We start from the raw sequence: 15,976 nt of genomic DNA on the forward strand, positions 1-15,976 counted from the left end.
GCTACAATCCGGGAGTTGACGTTTACGTAAACGTTAGAACCATCCAATACCCGGAGGAGACAGCAGCATGCAGATTCAGAACAATGTATTCATCGTCACCGGCGGCGCGTCGGGCCTGGGCGCCGCCACCGCGCGCATGATCGTGGACGCCGGCGGCATGGTCGTGCTGGCCGATGTGCAGGCGGAAGCCGGCGAGAAGCTGGCCGCCGAGCTGGGCGCCGGCAAGGCCCGTTTCGTGAAGTGCGACGTGACCTCGGAAGCAGATGGCATGGCCGTGGTCGAAGCGGCCACCGCCATGGGCACGGTCCGCGGCCTGGTCAACTGCGCCGGCGTGGCGCCGGCCATCAAGACCGTCGGCAAGGACGGCCCGCACCCGCTGGACGCCTTCCAGCGCGCGATCAACATCAACCTGGTCGGCACCTTCAACATGTGCCGCCTGGCGGCCGACGCCATGGGCAAGACCGAAGGCCTGGAGCACGGCGAGCGCGGCGTGATCATCAACACCGCCTCGGTTGCGGCCTTCGACGGCCAGATCGGCCAGGCCGCCTATGGCGCCTCGAAGGCCGGCGTGGCAGGCATGACGCTGCCGATGGCGCGCGACCTGTCGCGCAGCGGCATTCGCGTGATGACCATCGCCCCGGGCATCTTCGAGACCCCGATGCTGATGGGCATGCCGCAGGAAGTGCGCGACGCGCTCGGCAAGATGGTCCCGTTCCCCCAGCGTCTGGGCATGCCGGGCGAATACGCCCACCTGGCGAAGACCATCATCGAAAACACGATGCTGAACGGCGAAACCATCCGCCTGGATGGCGCGATCCGCATGCAGCCGAAGTAAGCCTGCATGTGAGCGCTTTGCCAATTTAGGGTAGGATGCTCCGTGATATCGGGCGCGCAGGTCGGCCACATCGCCGGCCGCGCGCCCTGTTTTTTCCGGAGAACCGAATGACCCTGAAGCTGCTTGCCCTTGCCGCCGTCCTGGCCGGCACCCAGATCCAAGTCCCCGTCCTCGCCCAGGACTCGCTCCAGAAATCCCCCGAGGCCGGCACCGGTTTCACCGAAAAAGCCGGCTGGGCCGCGCGCAAGTACATGGTCGCGGCCGCCAATCCGCTGGCGGTCGAGGCGGGTTACGAAATGCTGAAGCAGGGCGGCACGGCAATCGACGCCGGCATCGCGTCCCAGCTGGTGCTGACCCTGGTCGAGCCGCAGTCGTCCGGCATCGGCGGCGGCGCCTTCCTGATGTATTACGACGGCAAGAAGGTGCAGGCCTACGACGGCCGCGAGACCGCGCCTTCAAAGGCCGACGAGCACCTGTTCCAGCATCCGGATGGCACGCCGCTGTCGCGCACCGAGGGTATCGTCGGCGGCCGTTCTACCGGCGCGCCGGGCGTGCTGCGCATGATGGAACTGGCCCACCGCCAGCACGGCAAGCTGCCCTGGAAGACCCTGTTCGGGCCGGCAATCCGCCTGTCCGAGAACGGTTTCAAGGTCAGCCCGCGCCTGAACGGCCTGCTGGCCTGGGATCCCTACATCCGCAAGGACCCGGCCGCGCGCGCCTATTTTTACGGCCCGGACGGCAAGCCGCGTCCGGTCGGCTATCTGCTGAAGAACCCGGAGCTGGCCAAGACCCTGCGCGAGATCGCCGAGGGCGGCGCCGAGGTCTTCTATAAAGGCCGGATCGCGCGCGACATCGAGGCCAAGGTCAGGAGCCACCCGACCAATCCGGGCCTGCTCACCGCCGCCGACATCGCCGCCTATCAGCCCAAGCTGCGCGAGCCGGTCTGCAACGATTACCGCAGCTACACCGTGTGCGGTATGCCGCCGCCGTCCTCGGGCGGCATCGCCGTGGCCCAGATGCTGGGCATGTTCGAGACCCGCGACATGAAGGCGCTGGCGCCAAGCAAGGGCATCCCGGGCGCCGACGCGGTGCACGTGTTCTCGGAAGTCGGGCGCCTGGCCTATGCCGACCGCGACCGCTACGCCGCCGACACCGACTTCGTGCCGCTGCCGGGTCGCGGCATCCCGGCCCTGCTGGACAAGAACTACCTGGCCAGGCGCGCCAGCCTGATCGGGCCGCGCTCGATGGGCAAGGCAGAAGCCGGCAACCCGCCGGGTGTCGAGACCGCCTGGAACTGGGGCCTGGACAATTCGATCGAAGCCCACTCGACCTCGCACATCGTGGCGGTCGACCAGTACGGCGCCGGCCTGTCGATGACCACCAGCGTCGAGGATGCCTTCGGCTCGCGCCAGATGGTCGACGGCTTCATCCTCAACAACCAGCTGACCGACTTTTCCTTCGACTCGAAGGATGCCAGCGGCCCGATCGCCAACCGCGTCGAGCCGGGCAAGCGGCCGCGCAGCGCGATGAGCCCGACCATCGTCTTCGACAAGAAGACCGGCCGCTTCGTCGAGGCGATCGGTTCGCCGGGCGGCCCGCTGATCATCAACTACGTGGCCAAGGTCCTGGTCGGCACCCTCGACTGGGGCCTGAACATGCAGGAGGCGATCGCCTTGCCGAACTTCGGCAGCCGCAACGGTCCGACCGAGCTCGAAGCAGGGCGCTTCCCCTCCGCGACCATCGAGCAGTTGAAGGCCCGCGGGCATGCCATCCGCATCGGCGAACAGACCTCCGGCCTGCAGGGCATCGAGCGCATGGATATCCATGGCGTGTCGCTGTGGTTCGGCGGCGCCGATCCGCGCCGCGAAGGTGTGGCAAAAGGCGACTAAAGCGATGGCAAAAGACTAATTATTCCACTCGGTAGGGTCAGAGTTTGTTACTCTTGCCGAGTGGATATTAAACAAGACTTCATGGGGCGCTTGCTGCAGCGCCTTTGCTCGTTGCTGGTGCTTGCGCTGGCCTGCCTGCTGGGCGGGTCGGCGCTCGCCGCGCCGGCGCCGACCCTGCGCTTCGAGCACCTGTCCGTGGAGGACGGCCTGGCCCAGGAATCGGTGCTGGCGATCGTCCAAGACCGCGACGGTTTCATGTGGTTCGGCACCCAGTCGGGCCTGTCGCGCTACGACGGCTATCGCTTCACCAATTTCCGCAACGTGGTCGGCGATCCGACGTCGCTGCCCAACAACTGGGTGCGCGTGCTGTATGCCGACCGCAAGGGAAGGCTGTGGATCGGCACCGACGGCGGCCTTGCGCTCTACCATCCGGAGAGCGGCAGCTTTTCGAATTATCTTCCCGACGAGCCGGCCAAGCGCGGCAACGGCAACCGCCACATCCGCGCCATCGCTGACGACGGCAAGGAAGGGCTGTGGCTGGCCACCGGCGACGGCCTGCAGCACTTCGACATCGCCACCAAGCGCTTCGCCACCTGGCACCACGTGCCCGGCGTGACCGACAGCCTGGTTTCCGACAAGCTGACTTCGCTGGCGCTGGCGCCGGACGGCCGCCTGTGGATCGGCAGCATGAGCGGGCTGGACAGCCTGGCGCCGGACCTGATGCGCTTCAGCCACCACCCGTCCCCGCAGGGCGGCAAGTTCGACGCGGTGCAGACCCTGCTGCTGGATGCCAGCAAGCGCCTGTGGATCGGCAGCCTGGCCGGCCTCGAGCGCCGCGCGCTGGACCAGCCGGACAGCGTCACCCGCTTCGACGAGGCGGAAGGCATGCCGCACGGCGATATCGGCATTCTGTACCAGGACGCCCAGCGCCAGGTCTGGGTCGGCACCCACGACCGCGGCCTGTACCGCTGGCTGCCCGCGGCCAGCCGCTTCGAGCATTATCCGCACCGCATCACCGACCAGTACAGCCTGGGCGACAACCAGGTCTCGGCCCTGTACGGCGACCGGGTCGGCACCTTCTGGGTCGGCACCTGGTCCAACGGCGTCTCGCGCGCCGACCTCGGCGGCGGCGGCTTCGCCCGCATCAAGCGCGGCCCGGACCTGCCTGCCACGCTCAACGACAACAAGGTGCGCGGCATCGCCTGGGACGGCGCCGGCAAGCTGTGGCTGGCCAGCAGCGGTGGCCTGCATCATTTCGATCCGGCGACAGGGCAGGAGAAGACCTACCGCCTGGCGGCCGGGTCCGACGCGGCCTCGGAAACCACGGCCTACGCGGTGGCCCCGGCGCCGGACGGCACGCTGTGGGTGGGCGCGCAGAACGGCCTGATCCGCTTCGACCCGAAGAGCGGCCGGATGACCCGCCGCCAGCTGGTGCCGGGCGACGTCGACGCCAACTACGTGCGCAACCTGATGCTGGCGCACGACGGCATGCTGTGGATCGCCACCCGCGGTGGCCTGCACAGTCTCGACCCCAGGACCGGCAAGCTGAGCACCTGGCAGCACGATCCGGCGGTGGGCGCGAGCCTGGCCGACAACGTGGTGCGGCCGATGCTGGAAGACCGCGAAGGCCGGCTGTGGATCGGCACCTTCGACGGCCTCGACCTGCTCGACCGCGCGACCGGCAAGTTCCGCCACTTCCGCCACGATCCGAACGACCCCACCAGCCTCAGTCACGACGAGGTCCATTACCTGATGGAGGACCGCCACGGCACCCTGTGGGTCGGCACCGCGGTCGGCGTGAACAAGATGGTGATCGGCAGCGACGGCACCCCGCGCTTCCAGCGCTACACCAGCGCCGACGGCCTGGTCGACGATGCGGTGGCGGCGATGCTGGAAGACCAGGACGGCCAGATCTGGGTCAGCACCTCCAGCAATATCGCGCGGCTGGACCCGGTCAGCGGCAGCTGGCGCCTCTACGACGCCGCCGACGGCACCATCGAGGGCGCCTATTTCGACGCATCATGCCTGCGCGCGCCCGACGGCACGCTGTACTTCGGCGGCATGAACGGCATCACCGCCTTCCATCCGCGCGCGCTGCACGACAACCTGATCGCGCCGCGCGCCGTGATCACCGGCCTGCGCATCTTTGGCGAGCCGGTGCAGAAGCGCCATCCGGGCCTGGTCTCGTGGCCGATCGAACGCGCGGCCGGGATCACGCTGTCCGCGTCGGACGCCGTGTTCTCGCTGGAGTTCTCGGCGCTGCATTTCGCGGCGCCGCAGCGCAACCGCTTCGCCTACCGCCTGGCCGGCTTCGACCAGGACTGGACCGCCGCCGACGCCGGCAAGCGCTTCGCCACCTACACCAACCTCGACCCGGGCCACTACACCTTCCAGGTGCGCGCCGCCAACAAGGACGGGGTCTGGAGCGATGCCCCGGCCAGTTTCGAGATCACGGTGCTGCCGCCGTACTGGAAGACCTGGTGGTTCCGCGCCCTGGTCGCGCTGCTGGTGGTGGGCATCGGCTACGGCATCTTCCGCATCCGCGTGGACGGACTGCGGCGCCAGAAGGACCAGCTCGAGGTCCAGGTCAGCGCCCGTACCGAGCGCATCGAGCAGCAGAACCGCCTGCTCGAGCACCAGACCGCCGAGCTGCGCGAGCAGCAGCGCCAGGTGCGCCGCCGTACCGACGAGCTGGCGCGCGCCAACGGCGCCCTGCAGGAAAACGAGGAGCGCCTGTACCAGGCCAAGCGGCGCGCCGAAGATGCGACGCGCCAGAAGTCCGAGTTCCTGGCCAACATGAGCCACGAGATGCGCACCCCGCTGGCCGGCGTGATCGGCATGCTCGGCTTTGCGCTGCGCGACGGCCAGCTGAAGGATTCCACGCGCGAGCAGATCCTGCGCGGCCAGGCCAACGCCCAGTCGCTGCTGGCGATCATCAACGACCTGCTGGACTTCTCGAAGATCGAGGCCGGCAAGCTGACCATCGAGAACATCGACTTCGCCCTCGATGAAAGCATTGGCCACGTCGTGACCCTGTTCGAAGAGCAGGCCGGCGCCCACAGCGTGGGCTTCGCGGTCCACCTCGACCAGGACCTGCCGCGCTTCGTGGTGGGCGATCCGACCCGCCTGCGCCAGGTGCTGGTCAACCTGGTCGGCAATGCGTTCAAGTTCACCGAGAACGGCACCGTCACGGTGCGGGTCGAGCGCCGCCCGGAAGACCAGACGGACGCCCAGGGCCGCAACATGATCCGCTTCTCGGTCGAGGACACTGGCATCGGCATCGAGCCGGATGCGCTGCCGCGCCTGTTCCAGCAGTTCGAGCAGGCCGACGCCACCACCACCCGCCGCTACGGCGGCACCGGCCTGGGCCTGGCGATCTGCCGCCAGCTGGTGGAGCTGATGGGCGGGGCTATCGGCGCCGCCAGCACGCCGGGCGAAGGCTCGACCTTCAGCTTCGTGCTGCCGCTGGCCGACGGCGTACAGCCGCCGGTGGTGGAGCAGGTGCCGCTCGAGCCGCATACGCACCGCCTGCGCGTGCTGTGCGCCGAGGATTACCCGACCAACCAGATCATCGTGCGCACCATGCTGGAAGAGCTGGGCCACCAGGTGGACGTGGTCGACAACGGCGCGCTTGCCGTGGCGGCCTGCGCGCGCACCCGCTACGACCTGATCCTGATGGACGGCCGCATGCCGGAGATGGACGGCGCCACCGCCACCCGCCTGATCCGCGCCGGCGGCCCGATCGAGGCCCCGGTGCTGGACCAGAGCCTGATGATCGTGGCCCTGACCGCCAACGCCAGCGAGGAAGACCGCTCGCGCTACCTGGCCTGCGGCATGGACGCCTTCCTCACCAAGCCGATCGACGACGCCCATCTGCACTTCCACCTGAGCCGCGCGATCGAGCGCCAGCTGCAACGCGGCATCGCGCTGCAGCCCATGGTGCCGCCTGAAGTGCGCGGCCCGGCCATGCCGAGCACGGCCGACCTCGATGCGATGTTCGGTGTGGTCAGCGGCCCGCCGGCCTCGCCGCAGGCGCCGGACGTGCCGCCGCGCTACGGCCGCCGCGCCACCGACCTGAAGGGGCGGATGCGCGCCGCCTTCGCCGCCGACCTGCCGCGCCGCCGCGGCGAGCTCGATGCGGCGCTGGCGGCCGGCGACCTCGACACCTGCGGCCGCTTGCTGCACGGCATGCGGGGCAGCGCCGGCTACCTCGGTGAAGCCGAGCTGCACCAGCTTTGTACCGAACTCGAGCGCGACGCCGACAACGGCCGCCTGGACCAGCTCAAGACGCGCCTGCCCAGGTTATTGAACATGCTGGCCCGTTTCGAAGAAACCACAGCCTAAATCGTGCGCACCGGCGTGCTCTGTATAATTTGCTTCATAACAATAGTGAGATCGGCGGAGGCGCGGTGAAAGTTCTGATAGTCGATGACGACGTGGTATCGCGCATGATGCTGATGCACATGATCGACAGCGCCGGCAGCTACGACGTGCTGGAAGCCGAGGACGGCGAGGAAGCCTGGCAGCATCTCGACACCGGCGCGCGCCCGGCGATGCTGTTCTGCGATTTGCGCATGCCGCGCCTGTCCGGCATGGAGCTGCTGGCCCGGGTCAAGGCCGACGAGCGCTTTGCCGGGCTGCCTTTCGTGCTGGTCTCGGCGGCCGCCGACGGCGCCACCATGGAGCAGGCGCTCGGCCTGGGCGCCAACGGCTACATCGTCAAGCCCTTCGACGGCGACAAGGTGCGCGGTTTCCTCGACGGCCTGGCCAGGGCTGAGGAAAGCCCGGACGAAAGCCCGGAGGCCACCCTGCGCCGCCTGGGCATCGACGCCGGCCGCCTGCTGCTCTACCTGGGCGGCCTGCACCGCCAGCTGGCCGGCGCCGGCGCCGATCTCGCGCAGATGCTGGCGGCCGGCCAGCCCGACCCCGTGCGCGCCCACCTGGGGCGGCTGGCCGAAGGCTGCCGCACGCTCGGCCTGCTGCGGGCCGCCGCCGCGCTCGAGACCCAGGCCGCCTTGCCGCTGACCGCCGCGGCCACCGCCAGTGTGCTCGAGTCCGCCTGCGCCGCGGTGCTGCGCCAGCTCGAGGCGGCACGGCGCCTGGCGCCGCTCTAGCGCGCGTCACCGCACAGACCGCTTTTGGCAGGCTGTGCCAATTGCGCGCCGTCCGGAAGTAATTTCTTATTACAATTACCCGGATGAGTGTTTTTCCATGGACAGTACGGTGAACGATTCCCTCGGCTTTCTCACGGGCGGCGGCCTGATGGGGGAGCGCATCGCCGGGCATGACTGGTCGGCAACAAGCCTGGGCCCGATGTCGGCCTGGCCGGCAGCCCTGCGCACGACGTTGGGCACGGTTCTCAGTTCCCGGTTCCCGACCTATATGTGCTGGGGTCCCGAGCTGATCGGTTTCTACAATGACGCCTACCTGCCCATCCTGGGCATGAAGGAGGCGCTCGGCCTGCCGTTCCGCGAGGCCTGGAGCGAAGCCTGGGGCACGGTCGGCCCGATCGCCGAACGTGCCTACGCCGGCGAAGCCAGCTACTACGAAGATCTGCCGGTGACCAGCGAGCGCCTCGGTTACCCGGAGCAGCACCATTACACCTTTTCCTACAGCCCCGTGCGCGACGAGCAGGGCCGCGTGGGCGGCATCCTGTGCACCGTGTTCGAGACCACGCACAAGGTCAAGGCGATCGGCGAGCTGCGCGAGCTGAACGAAAACCTGAGCCACCAGGTGGCCGCGCACGCCGCCGACCGCGACCGCCTGTGGCGTATCTCCCCGGACGTGATGGCGGCGGCGTCGCTGGCGACCGGGCGCTTCCTGACCGTCAACCCGGCCTTCACCGAGAGCTTCGGCTGGACCGCCGAGGAAGCGACCACCCGGCCCTTCATGGACATGGTCCACCCGGACGAGCGCGAGGACGTGGCGCGCCACATGCTGATCCTGGCCGGGGGCACGCCCCTGGTCAACTACGAGACCCGGGTGCTGCACAAGGACGGCTCCTGCCGCTGGGTGCAGTGGACGATCTCGCCGGAAGGGGAGCTGCTGTACGGCGTGGCGCGCGACATCACGGCCGAGAAGCAGCAGGCCGACGCCCTGCGCCAGGCCGAGGACGCGCTGCGCCAGTCGCAGAAGATGGAAGCGGTGGGCCAGCTGACCGGCGGCCTGGCGCACGACTTCAACAACATGCTGGCGGGCGTGGCGGGCCACCTGGAGCTGATGAAACTGCGCCTGCGAATGGGCCAGACCGGCGACCTGCCGGCGCGCATCGACGCCGCACTCGGCGTGACCCAGCGCGCGGCCGCCCTGACGCACCGCCTGCTGGCGTTCTCGCGCCGCCAGGCGCTGGATCCGAAGCCGACCAGCGTGAACGCCCTCGTGGAGTCGATGACCGACCTGGTCAAGCGCTCGGCCGGTCCCGCGATCACCCTGCGCACCCAGCTGCAGGCGGCGCTGTGGACCACGCTGTGCGACCCCAACCAGCTCGAGAGCGCGCTGCTGAACCTGGCCAACAATGCGCGCGACGCCATGCCGGAAGGCGGCGCCATCGTCATCGAGACCGAGAACGCCGTCATCGCGCCGCTGCAGGCAGGCCGCTACGGCGACCTGAAGCCGGGCGAATACGTGCTGGTGACGGTGCGCGACAGCGGCGCCGGCATGCCGCCGGACGTGCTGGCGCGCGCTTTCGACCCCTTCTTCACGACCAAGCCGATGGGGCGGGGCACCGGCCTCGGGCTGTCGATGGTATACGGCTTCGCGCGCCAGTCGGGCGGCCATGTGCGCATCGATTCGATCCCGGGGCAAGGCACCGAAGTGCGCCTGCTGCTGCCGCGCCTGGTGGCCGAGATGCCGGCGCCGCAGGCCGTGGACGGCGACGCGCCGCTGCCGGCCGCCTGCCGCAAGGGCACCGTGCTGGTGGTCGACGACGAAGCCGACATCCGCAACGTGATGGCCGAAGTCCTGCGCCTGCAGGGCTATACGGTAATGGAAGCGGCCGACGCCCCGCAAGCCCTGCGCCAGCTGCAGGAACGGGGCCAGGAGCGCGGCCGCAGCGGCCGCCCGGACATGCTGGTGACCGACGTCGGCCTGCCGAACGGCATGAACGGCCGCCAGCTGGCCGACCAGGTGCGCATGCTGTGGCCGCAGATCCCGGTGCTGCTGGTGACCGGCTACGCCGAAAGCACGGTAATGCGCAACGAGAGCCTGCCGGCGCAGATGGAGCTGCTGACCAAGCCCTTCGCCATGACGGCGCTGGCGGCCAAGGTCGGGGCGATGCTGGGCGCGTGCGCGGGCACCGCTGCGGGCGCTGCTGCCGGCGTGGCCCAGGCCGCGGATACCGGCGCGGCCGACGAGGTGCCCGCCTGAGCGGACCTGCCCAGCCGCCGGCGCGCAGCATCCTGTTTTCGGCGGCAATGGTGCGCGCGCTGCTGGCCGGCGCCAAGACCCAGACCCGGCGCGCCCTGCGATTCCCCGAGGATGCCGCGCGCAATCGCTTCGGCCGGCCCGGCGACCTCCTGTGGGTGCGTGAGACTTTCTTTGCTTACGGCCGCTGGGACATCCGCTTCAATCTTCGCAAGCAGCATGCCGAATGGTTCTTTACCGACATGACGCAGGCCGCCGGTTACGCCTGGCGTTATGCGGCGGACGACGGGCAGGGCGCCGACCCGCACGCGCGGCGCGAAGCCGGGGCGGCGCCGGCCTGGCACAAGCGTCCGGCACTGTTCATGCCGCGGGCGGCGAGCCGGATCCTGCTGGAGATCGTCGGCGTCAGGGTGGAGCGCTTGCAGGAGATCGGCGTGGCGGATGCGCTGGCGGAGGGGCTGCCGCCGGGAGCGGAGGACGATCCGGTCGGGGCTTATCGTGGCGTGTGGGAGGGAATCAACGGGCCGGGGAGTTGGGAGGCGAATCCGCTGGTGTGGGTGGTGGCGTTTGCACAAATACCACTTGCCGGACGCCCGAGTCGGAATATATGATCCGTATATGGAACATATATTGAGGATATAAAATGGGCATCGTGAACATCGAAGAGGATCTGCACGACCAGATCCGCAAGGCGAGCGGCGTATCCTGCCGCTCGATCAACGCGCAGGCCGCCTTCTGGGTCCGGATCGGCATGCTCGCCGAGCTGAACCCGACCCTGAGCTTCAATGAGATCATGGCGCGCGAGCTGCGCGCGGCCGGGGTGGTGACGCCGCATCTCAAGGTGGCGGGATCATGACCAAGCGGCCGGAAGAGATCGTCCTGATGGCGGAGGCGGGCCGCCTGCTGGCAAGCGTGTTCGGCTACCTGGACCGTCTGCAGCTGATCGGCATGTCGACCATGGCCGTCAACGACCTGGTCGACGCCTATATCGTGGACACGCTCAAGTCGCGCCCGGCCAGCAAGGGCCAGTACGGCTATGCCTACGCGCTGAATTCGTCGCGCAACAATGTCGTGTGCCACGGCGTGCCGTCGCCGGCCGAGATTCTGAAAAGCGGGGACATCGTCAACTTCGACATCACCCTGGAAAAGAACGGCTACATTGCCGATTCCAGCAAGACCTATCTGGTGGGCGAGGTGTCGCCGCTGGCCAAACGCCTGGTGCAGGTGACCTACGAAGCCATGTGGAAGGGCATCAAGGCCGTGCGTCCCGGTGCGCGGCTGGGCGACGTCGGGCATGCGATCGAGCGGCATGCGCGCAGGCACGGCTATGCGGTGGTCAGGGAGTATTGCGGGCACGGCATCGGCCGCGAAATGCATGAGGAGCCGCAGGTCCTGCATTGGGGCAAACCGCAGACGGGCCTGATGCTGCGCGAAGGCATGGTGTTCACCATCGAGCCCATGCTGAACCAGGGCCGGCATGCGGTGCGGACCGAGGACGATGGCTGGACGGTGGTGACGCGCGACGGGCAATTGTCCGCGCAGTTCGAGCATACCGTGGCGGTGACCCGGCATGGGGTGCGGGTGCTGACCTTGCGGGCAGATGAAAGAGTGGTCCCCCCGACAGGAATCGAACCTGTATCTCACGCTTAGGAGGCGCGCGTACTATCCATTGTACTACGGGGAGGACTCTGCGATTCGGCGAGCGGACCCTGCAAAACAGGCCGGGATCGTGAACCGCCCGCAATTATAGCCGAGGATTGGCGGTATATTGGAAGTGTGGGCTCGGTAGTCGGTACAATGCGCCTTTCTTTCATTGCCGCACACGATCATGGCTGTCATCTCCCTATCCTCCGCGCAACTGGCTTTTGGCCACGTCGCACTGCTCGACCACGCCGACTTCTCCATCGAGGCCGGCGAGCGCGTCGGTCTCATCGGCCGCAACGGCACCGGCAAATCCTCGCTGTTGAAAATCATTTCCGGCCGCTCGAAGCTGGACGATGGCCTGCTGGTCATGCAGCAGGGCATCAAGATCGCCTACGTCGAGCAGGAGCCGAGCTTCGATCCTGCCATGACCGTGTTCGATGCCGTCGCCGGCGGCATGGGCGAGCAGAAGGCGATGCTGGCCGAGTACGAGGCGCTGACCGGGCAGTTCGGGCAGGGTGATGACGAGGCGCTGATGGAGCGCATGCACGAGCTGCAGGTCAAGCTCGACGCCACCGATGCCTGGAGCCTCGATAACAAGGTCGAGACCACGCTGGGCCGCCTCGGCCTCAACGGCGAGGCCCAGATGGGCACGCTGTCGGGCGGCATGCAGAAGCGCGTCGCGCTGGCGGTGGCGCTGGTGTCCGCGCCGGACGTACTGCTGCTGGACGAGCCGACCAACCACCTCGACTTCACCTCGATCCAGTGGCTGGAAGGCCTGCTGCGCGAATACCGCGGCTCGGTGCTGTTCATCACCCACGACCGGCGCTTCCTGGATAATGTCGCCACCCGCATCATCGAACTCGACCGTGGACGCCTGCTGTCCTTCCCGGGCAACTTCAGCAAGTACCAGGAGCGCAAGAAGGAACTGCTGGCGATCGAGGAAATCGAGAACGCCAAGTTCGACAAGGTGCTGGCCCAGGAAGAAGTCTGGATCCGCAAGGGCGTGCAGGCACGCCGTACCCGCGACGAAGGCCGCGTGCGCCGCCTGGAAGCGCTGCGCCTGGAACGTGCGGCGCGCCGCGACCAGCAGGGGCAGGTCAAGCTCGACGTCGGTAGCGGCGAACGCTCCGGCAAGATCGTGGCGGAACTGGAAAACGTCGCCAAGTCCTACGGGAACAAGGTGATCATCGAAGGTTTCAGCGGCATCGTGCTGCGCGGCGACAAGGTCGGCCTGATTGGTCCGAACGGCGCCGGCAAGACGACTTTGCTGAAGATCATCCTCGGCGAGGAAACGGCCGACAGCGGCATGGTCAAGCTCGGCACCAAGCTGAACGTCGCCTACTTCGACCAGATGCGGGCCCAGCTGAACGAAGAAGCCTCGCTGGCCGACACCATCTCTCCGGGCAGCGACTGGGTCGAAGTCAACGGCCAGCGCAAGCACGTGATGAGCTACCTGGGCGACTTCCTGTTCGCGCCGGAGCGTGCGCGTTCGCCGGTGAAATCGCTGTCCGGCGGCGAGCGCAACCGCCTGCTGCTGGCGCGCCTGTTCGCCAAGCCGGCCAACTGCCTGGTGCTGGACGAGCCGACCAACGACCTCGACATCGATACGCTGGAACTGCTGGAAGAACTGCTGGCCGAGTACAGCGGCACGGTCTTCCTCGTCAGCCACGACCGTACCTTCCTGGACAACGTCGTGACCGAGGTGATCGTTTCCGAAGGGCAGGGCATGTGGCGCGAATACGTCGGCGGCTACAGCGATTGGGAGCGCGTGAAAGCCGAGGCGGCGAAGGCGCCGGCGGCGGCCCCGATGCCTGCTGTAAAGACGACTTCGCCCAAAACGAATGAAATGTCATCCAGCGCACAGAACGCGTCCAGCAAGAAGGTAAAGTTGAGCTACAAGGAACAGCGCGAGCTGGAGGAACTCCCACAGTTCATCGCCAGTCTTGAAGACGAGCAGTCGGCGATCACGGCCCAGCTGAATGCGCCAGACTTTTACAAGACCAATCCCGCCGATGCGCGCAGAATCAACGCACGTTTTGCGGAGATCGAGGACTTGCTGCTTGATACCCTGGATCGCTGGGAGCGCCTCGAGGCGCGCGCCAGGGGGGAGTAGCCATGTTTTGAAGAGCCTCGAGAAACCGTAGCGAGCGGCAGCCATGCTGGTCGAGAAGCGCAGCTGTACGGAGGTACAGCGAGCATCGCAGACCGGCAGGGCAACGCGCAGTAGGTTCATCGAGGTTCTTTGCAGGCCAGGCCTGCTGATGGAGAGACATGACCGAACATGACGACCGCATCGCTCCACCCGCCGCGGCAGCCCTGCCGGCCGATGCGCCCATGTTCAACCGTGCGGCCTGGGCCCGCATCCTGCCTTTCGCGGCCTACCTGTTCTTCATCGTCGCCGGCGACGTCCTCGAACGCCTGGGCGTCGCACCTTCCGTCCTGCTCTGGCTCTACCCCCTCAAGATCGCAGCCGTCGCGCTGCTGCTGGCGCTGTTCTGGCGCCAGTATCACGAACTCCGTCCTCTCCGCCTTTCCGCCACCCAGGCGCTGACCGCGCTCGCCACCGGCGTGGTGGTGCTGGTCCTGTGGGTCAGCCTGAACGCCGACTGGATGATCATCGGCTCTCCCTCCGGCTTCGATCCGCAGCGCCAGGGCCGGATCGACTGGCTGCTGGTGGCGATCCGCATCTTCGGTGCGGCCCTGGTCGTGCCCCTGATGGAAGAATTGTTCTGGCGCTCCTTCCTGATGCGCTGGATTGTCGCACCCGATTTCGAGTCGGTTGAGCCATCTCAACTTGCCTTCAAAAGCTTCATCATCACCGTCCTGCTGTTCGGCTTCGAGCATAACCTGTGGCTGGCCGGCATCGTCGCGGGCGCGGCCTACAGCTTGCTGTACATGCGCCACCGCACGCTGTGGTCGCCAATCCTCGCGCATGCCGTCACCAACGGCTTGCTGGGACTCTGGGTCGTCCGGACCGGCAACTGGTCGTATTGGTAGTTCCGTCCAGCGCATTTAACTTTAAGAAGACAAACAATCATGTTGAATTCCCGCGTGCGTCCCCTTGCTCTGCTGATCCTGTCCGCCTTCGCCGCCATCCCGGCCGGGGCCGGCCCCAACGATGCGCTGCATGTGTATGGCGGCGTTGCTTACGGCCACGACGACAACCTGCTGCGCATTCCCGACGGCCGGCCCGCGTTCGACAACACCCGCGCCGATTCCTGGTGGACGCGTGAAGGCGGTCTGATCTTCGACAAGACTTACAGCCGCCAGCGCATCACGCTCGTGGCCAAGCTGTCGAAGACCAACTTCGACCACTTCAAGCAGCTCGACTACGATGGCAAGGATTTGCAGGCCAACTGGGCATGGCAGCTGGGCAATCACCTGGAAGGCAGGATCGGCACCACGATGCAGCAGGTGCTGGCGCCGTACACCGATTTCAGCAGCAGCGAACGCAACCTGCGCCGCGTGCACAGCAGCTATGCCGAAGGCGCGTGGCGCTTCCATTCGGCGTGGCGGGTGCGCGCCGGCTTCCAGACCGACAAGTACACCTATGAGGCCATCAGCAACCGCTTCAACAACCGCACCGAGGACGCCAGCGAGCTCGAGCTCGACTACCTGCCGCGCAGCGGCAGCACGGTGGGCCTGGTGGCGCGCCACGTGAAGGGCAAGTATCCGTTCCCGCGCCCGACCGGTCCCTTCACCTTCAACGACAGCTTCACCCAGGACGAGCTGAAGGCGCGCGTGAAATGGATCGCGACCGGCTCGACCACGCTGAATGCGCTGGTCGGCTACACGCGCCGCAACCAGGCTTCCTTCGGCGAAGGCAGGACCAGCGGCCTGGCCGGCAAGATCGACGCGACCTACCAGCCGCGCGGCAAGATGATCTACACGGCCTCGGTCTGGCGCGACTTCGCCCCGCTGGAGAGCACCCTGGTTAGCTACACCCAGAACACCGGCGCCAAGGTCGGCGCCCAGTGGGACGCGACGGCCAAGATCTCGGTCAATGCCGACGCCATGTATGAGCGCCGCAACTACAGCGCGCGCCGCGAATTCAACGGCTCCGACAACCTGCGCGATTCGGTCCGCACGCAGACCCTGCGCGCGACCTGGCATCCGCGCCCCATGCTGCAGGTGCAGGGCGGGGTCGCGCACCAGACGCGCAGCGGCTCCGCGGCCCTCGGCACTGGCAGCTTCAAGTCGAACAGCGTGACGCTGACGGCCAACGCCCAGTTCTGAGGCTTCTGCA

The 15,976-nt window shown here is 67.5% G+C and carries 11 protein-coding genes and 1 tRNA gene; 11 read left to right on the forward strand and 1 reads right to left on the reverse strand.

All coding sequences use genetic code 11. The annotated features are described in order from the left end of the window. Positions 1 to 67: 67 nt before the first annotated feature. The 8 genes from LQV39_RS18575 (at position 68) to map (ending at position 11,736) form a co-directional block, all read left to right on the forward strand. Positions 68 to 835 (forward strand): 3-hydroxyacyl-CoA dehydrogenase, encoded by a 768-nt coding sequence (locus tag LQV39_RS18575; RefSeq protein ID WP_230027623.1) that lies wholly within the window; start codon positions 68 to 70, stop codon positions 833 to 835. A gap of 107 nt (positions 836 to 942) precedes the next feature. Continuing rightward, positions 943 to 2,724, forward strand: coding sequence for a gamma-glutamyltransferase (gene ggt / locus LQV39_RS18580; protein WP_230027624.1), 1,782 nt, complete (start codon positions 943 to 945; stop codon positions 2,722 to 2,724). Between the two features lie 81 nt (positions 2,725 to 2,805). Continuing rightward, positions 2,806 to 7,068: a two-component regulator propeller domain-containing protein gene (locus tag LQV39_RS18585; protein WP_230027625.1), complete on the forward strand. Its 4,263-nt coding sequence runs from the start codon at positions 2,806 to 2,808 to the stop codon at positions 7,066 to 7,068. A gap of 65 nt (positions 7,069 to 7,133) precedes the next feature. Beyond that, positions 7,134 to 7,838, forward strand: coding sequence for a PleD family two-component system response regulator (locus LQV39_RS18590; RefSeq protein ID WP_230027626.1), 705 nt, complete (start codon positions 7,134 to 7,136; stop codon positions 7,836 to 7,838). A gap of 109 nt (positions 7,839 to 7,947) precedes the next feature. Next, a complete protein-coding gene (locus LQV39_RS18595; RefSeq protein ID WP_230027627.1) occupies positions 7,948 to 10,089 on the forward strand; it encodes a PAS domain-containing sensor histidine kinase in 2,142 nt (713 codons plus the stop codon). A gap of 47 nt (positions 10,090 to 10,136) precedes the next feature. After that, a complete protein-coding gene (locus LQV39_RS18600; protein ID WP_230027628.1) occupies positions 10,137 to 10,697 on the forward strand; it encodes a hypothetical protein in 561 nt (186 codons plus the stop codon). Positions 10,698 to 10,729: 32 nt separating this feature from the next. Then, positions 10,730 to 10,942, forward strand: coding sequence for a ParD-like family protein (locus LQV39_RS18605; protein ID WP_230027629.1), 213 nt, complete (start codon positions 10,730 to 10,732; stop codon positions 10,940 to 10,942). Then, on the forward strand, positions 10,939 to 11,736 hold the full coding sequence (gene map / locus LQV39_RS18610) for a type I methionyl aminopeptidase (RefSeq protein ID WP_230027663.1): 798 nt from the start codon (positions 10,939 to 10,941) through the stop codon (positions 11,734 to 11,736). Before LQV39_RS18605 ends, map begins: the two co-directional genes overlap by 4 nt. On the opposite strand, the gene LQV39_RS18615 is transcribed toward map, so the two are convergent. Then, positions 11,696 to 11,770, reverse strand: a tRNA-Arg gene (locus tag LQV39_RS18615). The two genes, map and LQV39_RS18615, sit on opposite strands and share 41 nt — an antisense overlap. A 144-nt stretch (positions 11,771 to 11,914) precedes the next feature. Here LQV39_RS18615 and LQV39_RS18620 point away from each other — a divergent pair. From LQV39_RS18620 to epsL, 3 genes are all read left to right on the forward strand, one after another. Further along, positions 11,915 to 13,843 (forward strand): ATP-binding cassette domain-containing protein, encoded by a 1,929-nt coding sequence (locus tag LQV39_RS18620; protein WP_230027630.1) that lies wholly within the window; start codon positions 11,915 to 11,917, stop codon positions 13,841 to 13,843. Between the two features lie 158 nt (positions 13,844 to 14,001). Continuing rightward, positions 14,002 to 14,727, forward strand: coding sequence for a CAAX prenyl protease-related protein (locus tag LQV39_RS18625; protein WP_230027631.1), 726 nt, complete (start codon positions 14,002 to 14,004; stop codon positions 14,725 to 14,727). 39 nt (positions 14,728 to 14,766) lie between these two features. Then, entirely contained in the window at positions 14,767 to 15,966 is a 1,200-nt protein-coding gene (gene epsL, locus LQV39_RS18630) for an XrtB/PEP-CTERM-associated polysaccharide biosynthesis outer membrane protein EpsL (RefSeq protein WP_230027632.1), read from the forward strand. The last annotated feature ends 10 nt before the right edge of the window (positions 15,967 to 15,976 follow it).

Source organism: Massilia sp. Bi118, from assembly GCF_918697865.1.
GTDB lineage: Bacteria > Pseudomonadota > Gammaproteobacteria > Burkholderiales > Burkholderiaceae_D > Telluria.

Coding starts and splice junctions, on each gene's coding strand:
- LQV39_RS18575 (WP_230027623.1), top strand. CDS start 68: ATGCAGATTCAGAACAATGTATTCATCGTCACCGGCGGCGCGTCGGGC.
- ggt (WP_230027624.1), top strand. CDS start 943: ATGACCCTGAAGCTGCTTGCCCTTGCCGCCGTCCTGGCCGGCACCCAG.
- LQV39_RS18585 (WP_230027625.1), top strand. CDS start 2,806: ATGGGGCGCTTGCTGCAGCGCCTTTGCTCGTTGCTGGTGCTTGCGCTG.
- LQV39_RS18600 (WP_230027628.1), top strand. CDS start 10,137: ATGGTGCGCGCGCTGCTGGCCGGCGCCAAGACCCAGACCCGGCGCGCC.
- LQV39_RS18605 (WP_230027629.1), top strand. CDS start 10,730: ATGGGCATCGTGAACATCGAAGAGGATCTGCACGACCAGATCCGCAAG.
- map (WP_230027663.1), top strand. CDS start 10,939: ATGACCAAGCGGCCGGAAGAGATCGTCCTGATGGCGGAGGCGGGCCGC.
- LQV39_RS18620 (WP_230027630.1), top strand. CDS start 11,915: ATGGCTGTCATCTCCCTATCCTCCGCGCAACTGGCTTTTGGCCACGTC.
- LQV39_RS18625 (WP_230027631.1), top strand. CDS start 14,002: ATGACCGAACATGACGACCGCATCGCTCCACCCGCCGCGGCAGCCCTG.
- epsL (WP_230027632.1), top strand. CDS start 14,767: ATGTTGAATTCCCGCGTGCGTCCCCTTGCTCTGCTGATCCTGTCCGCC.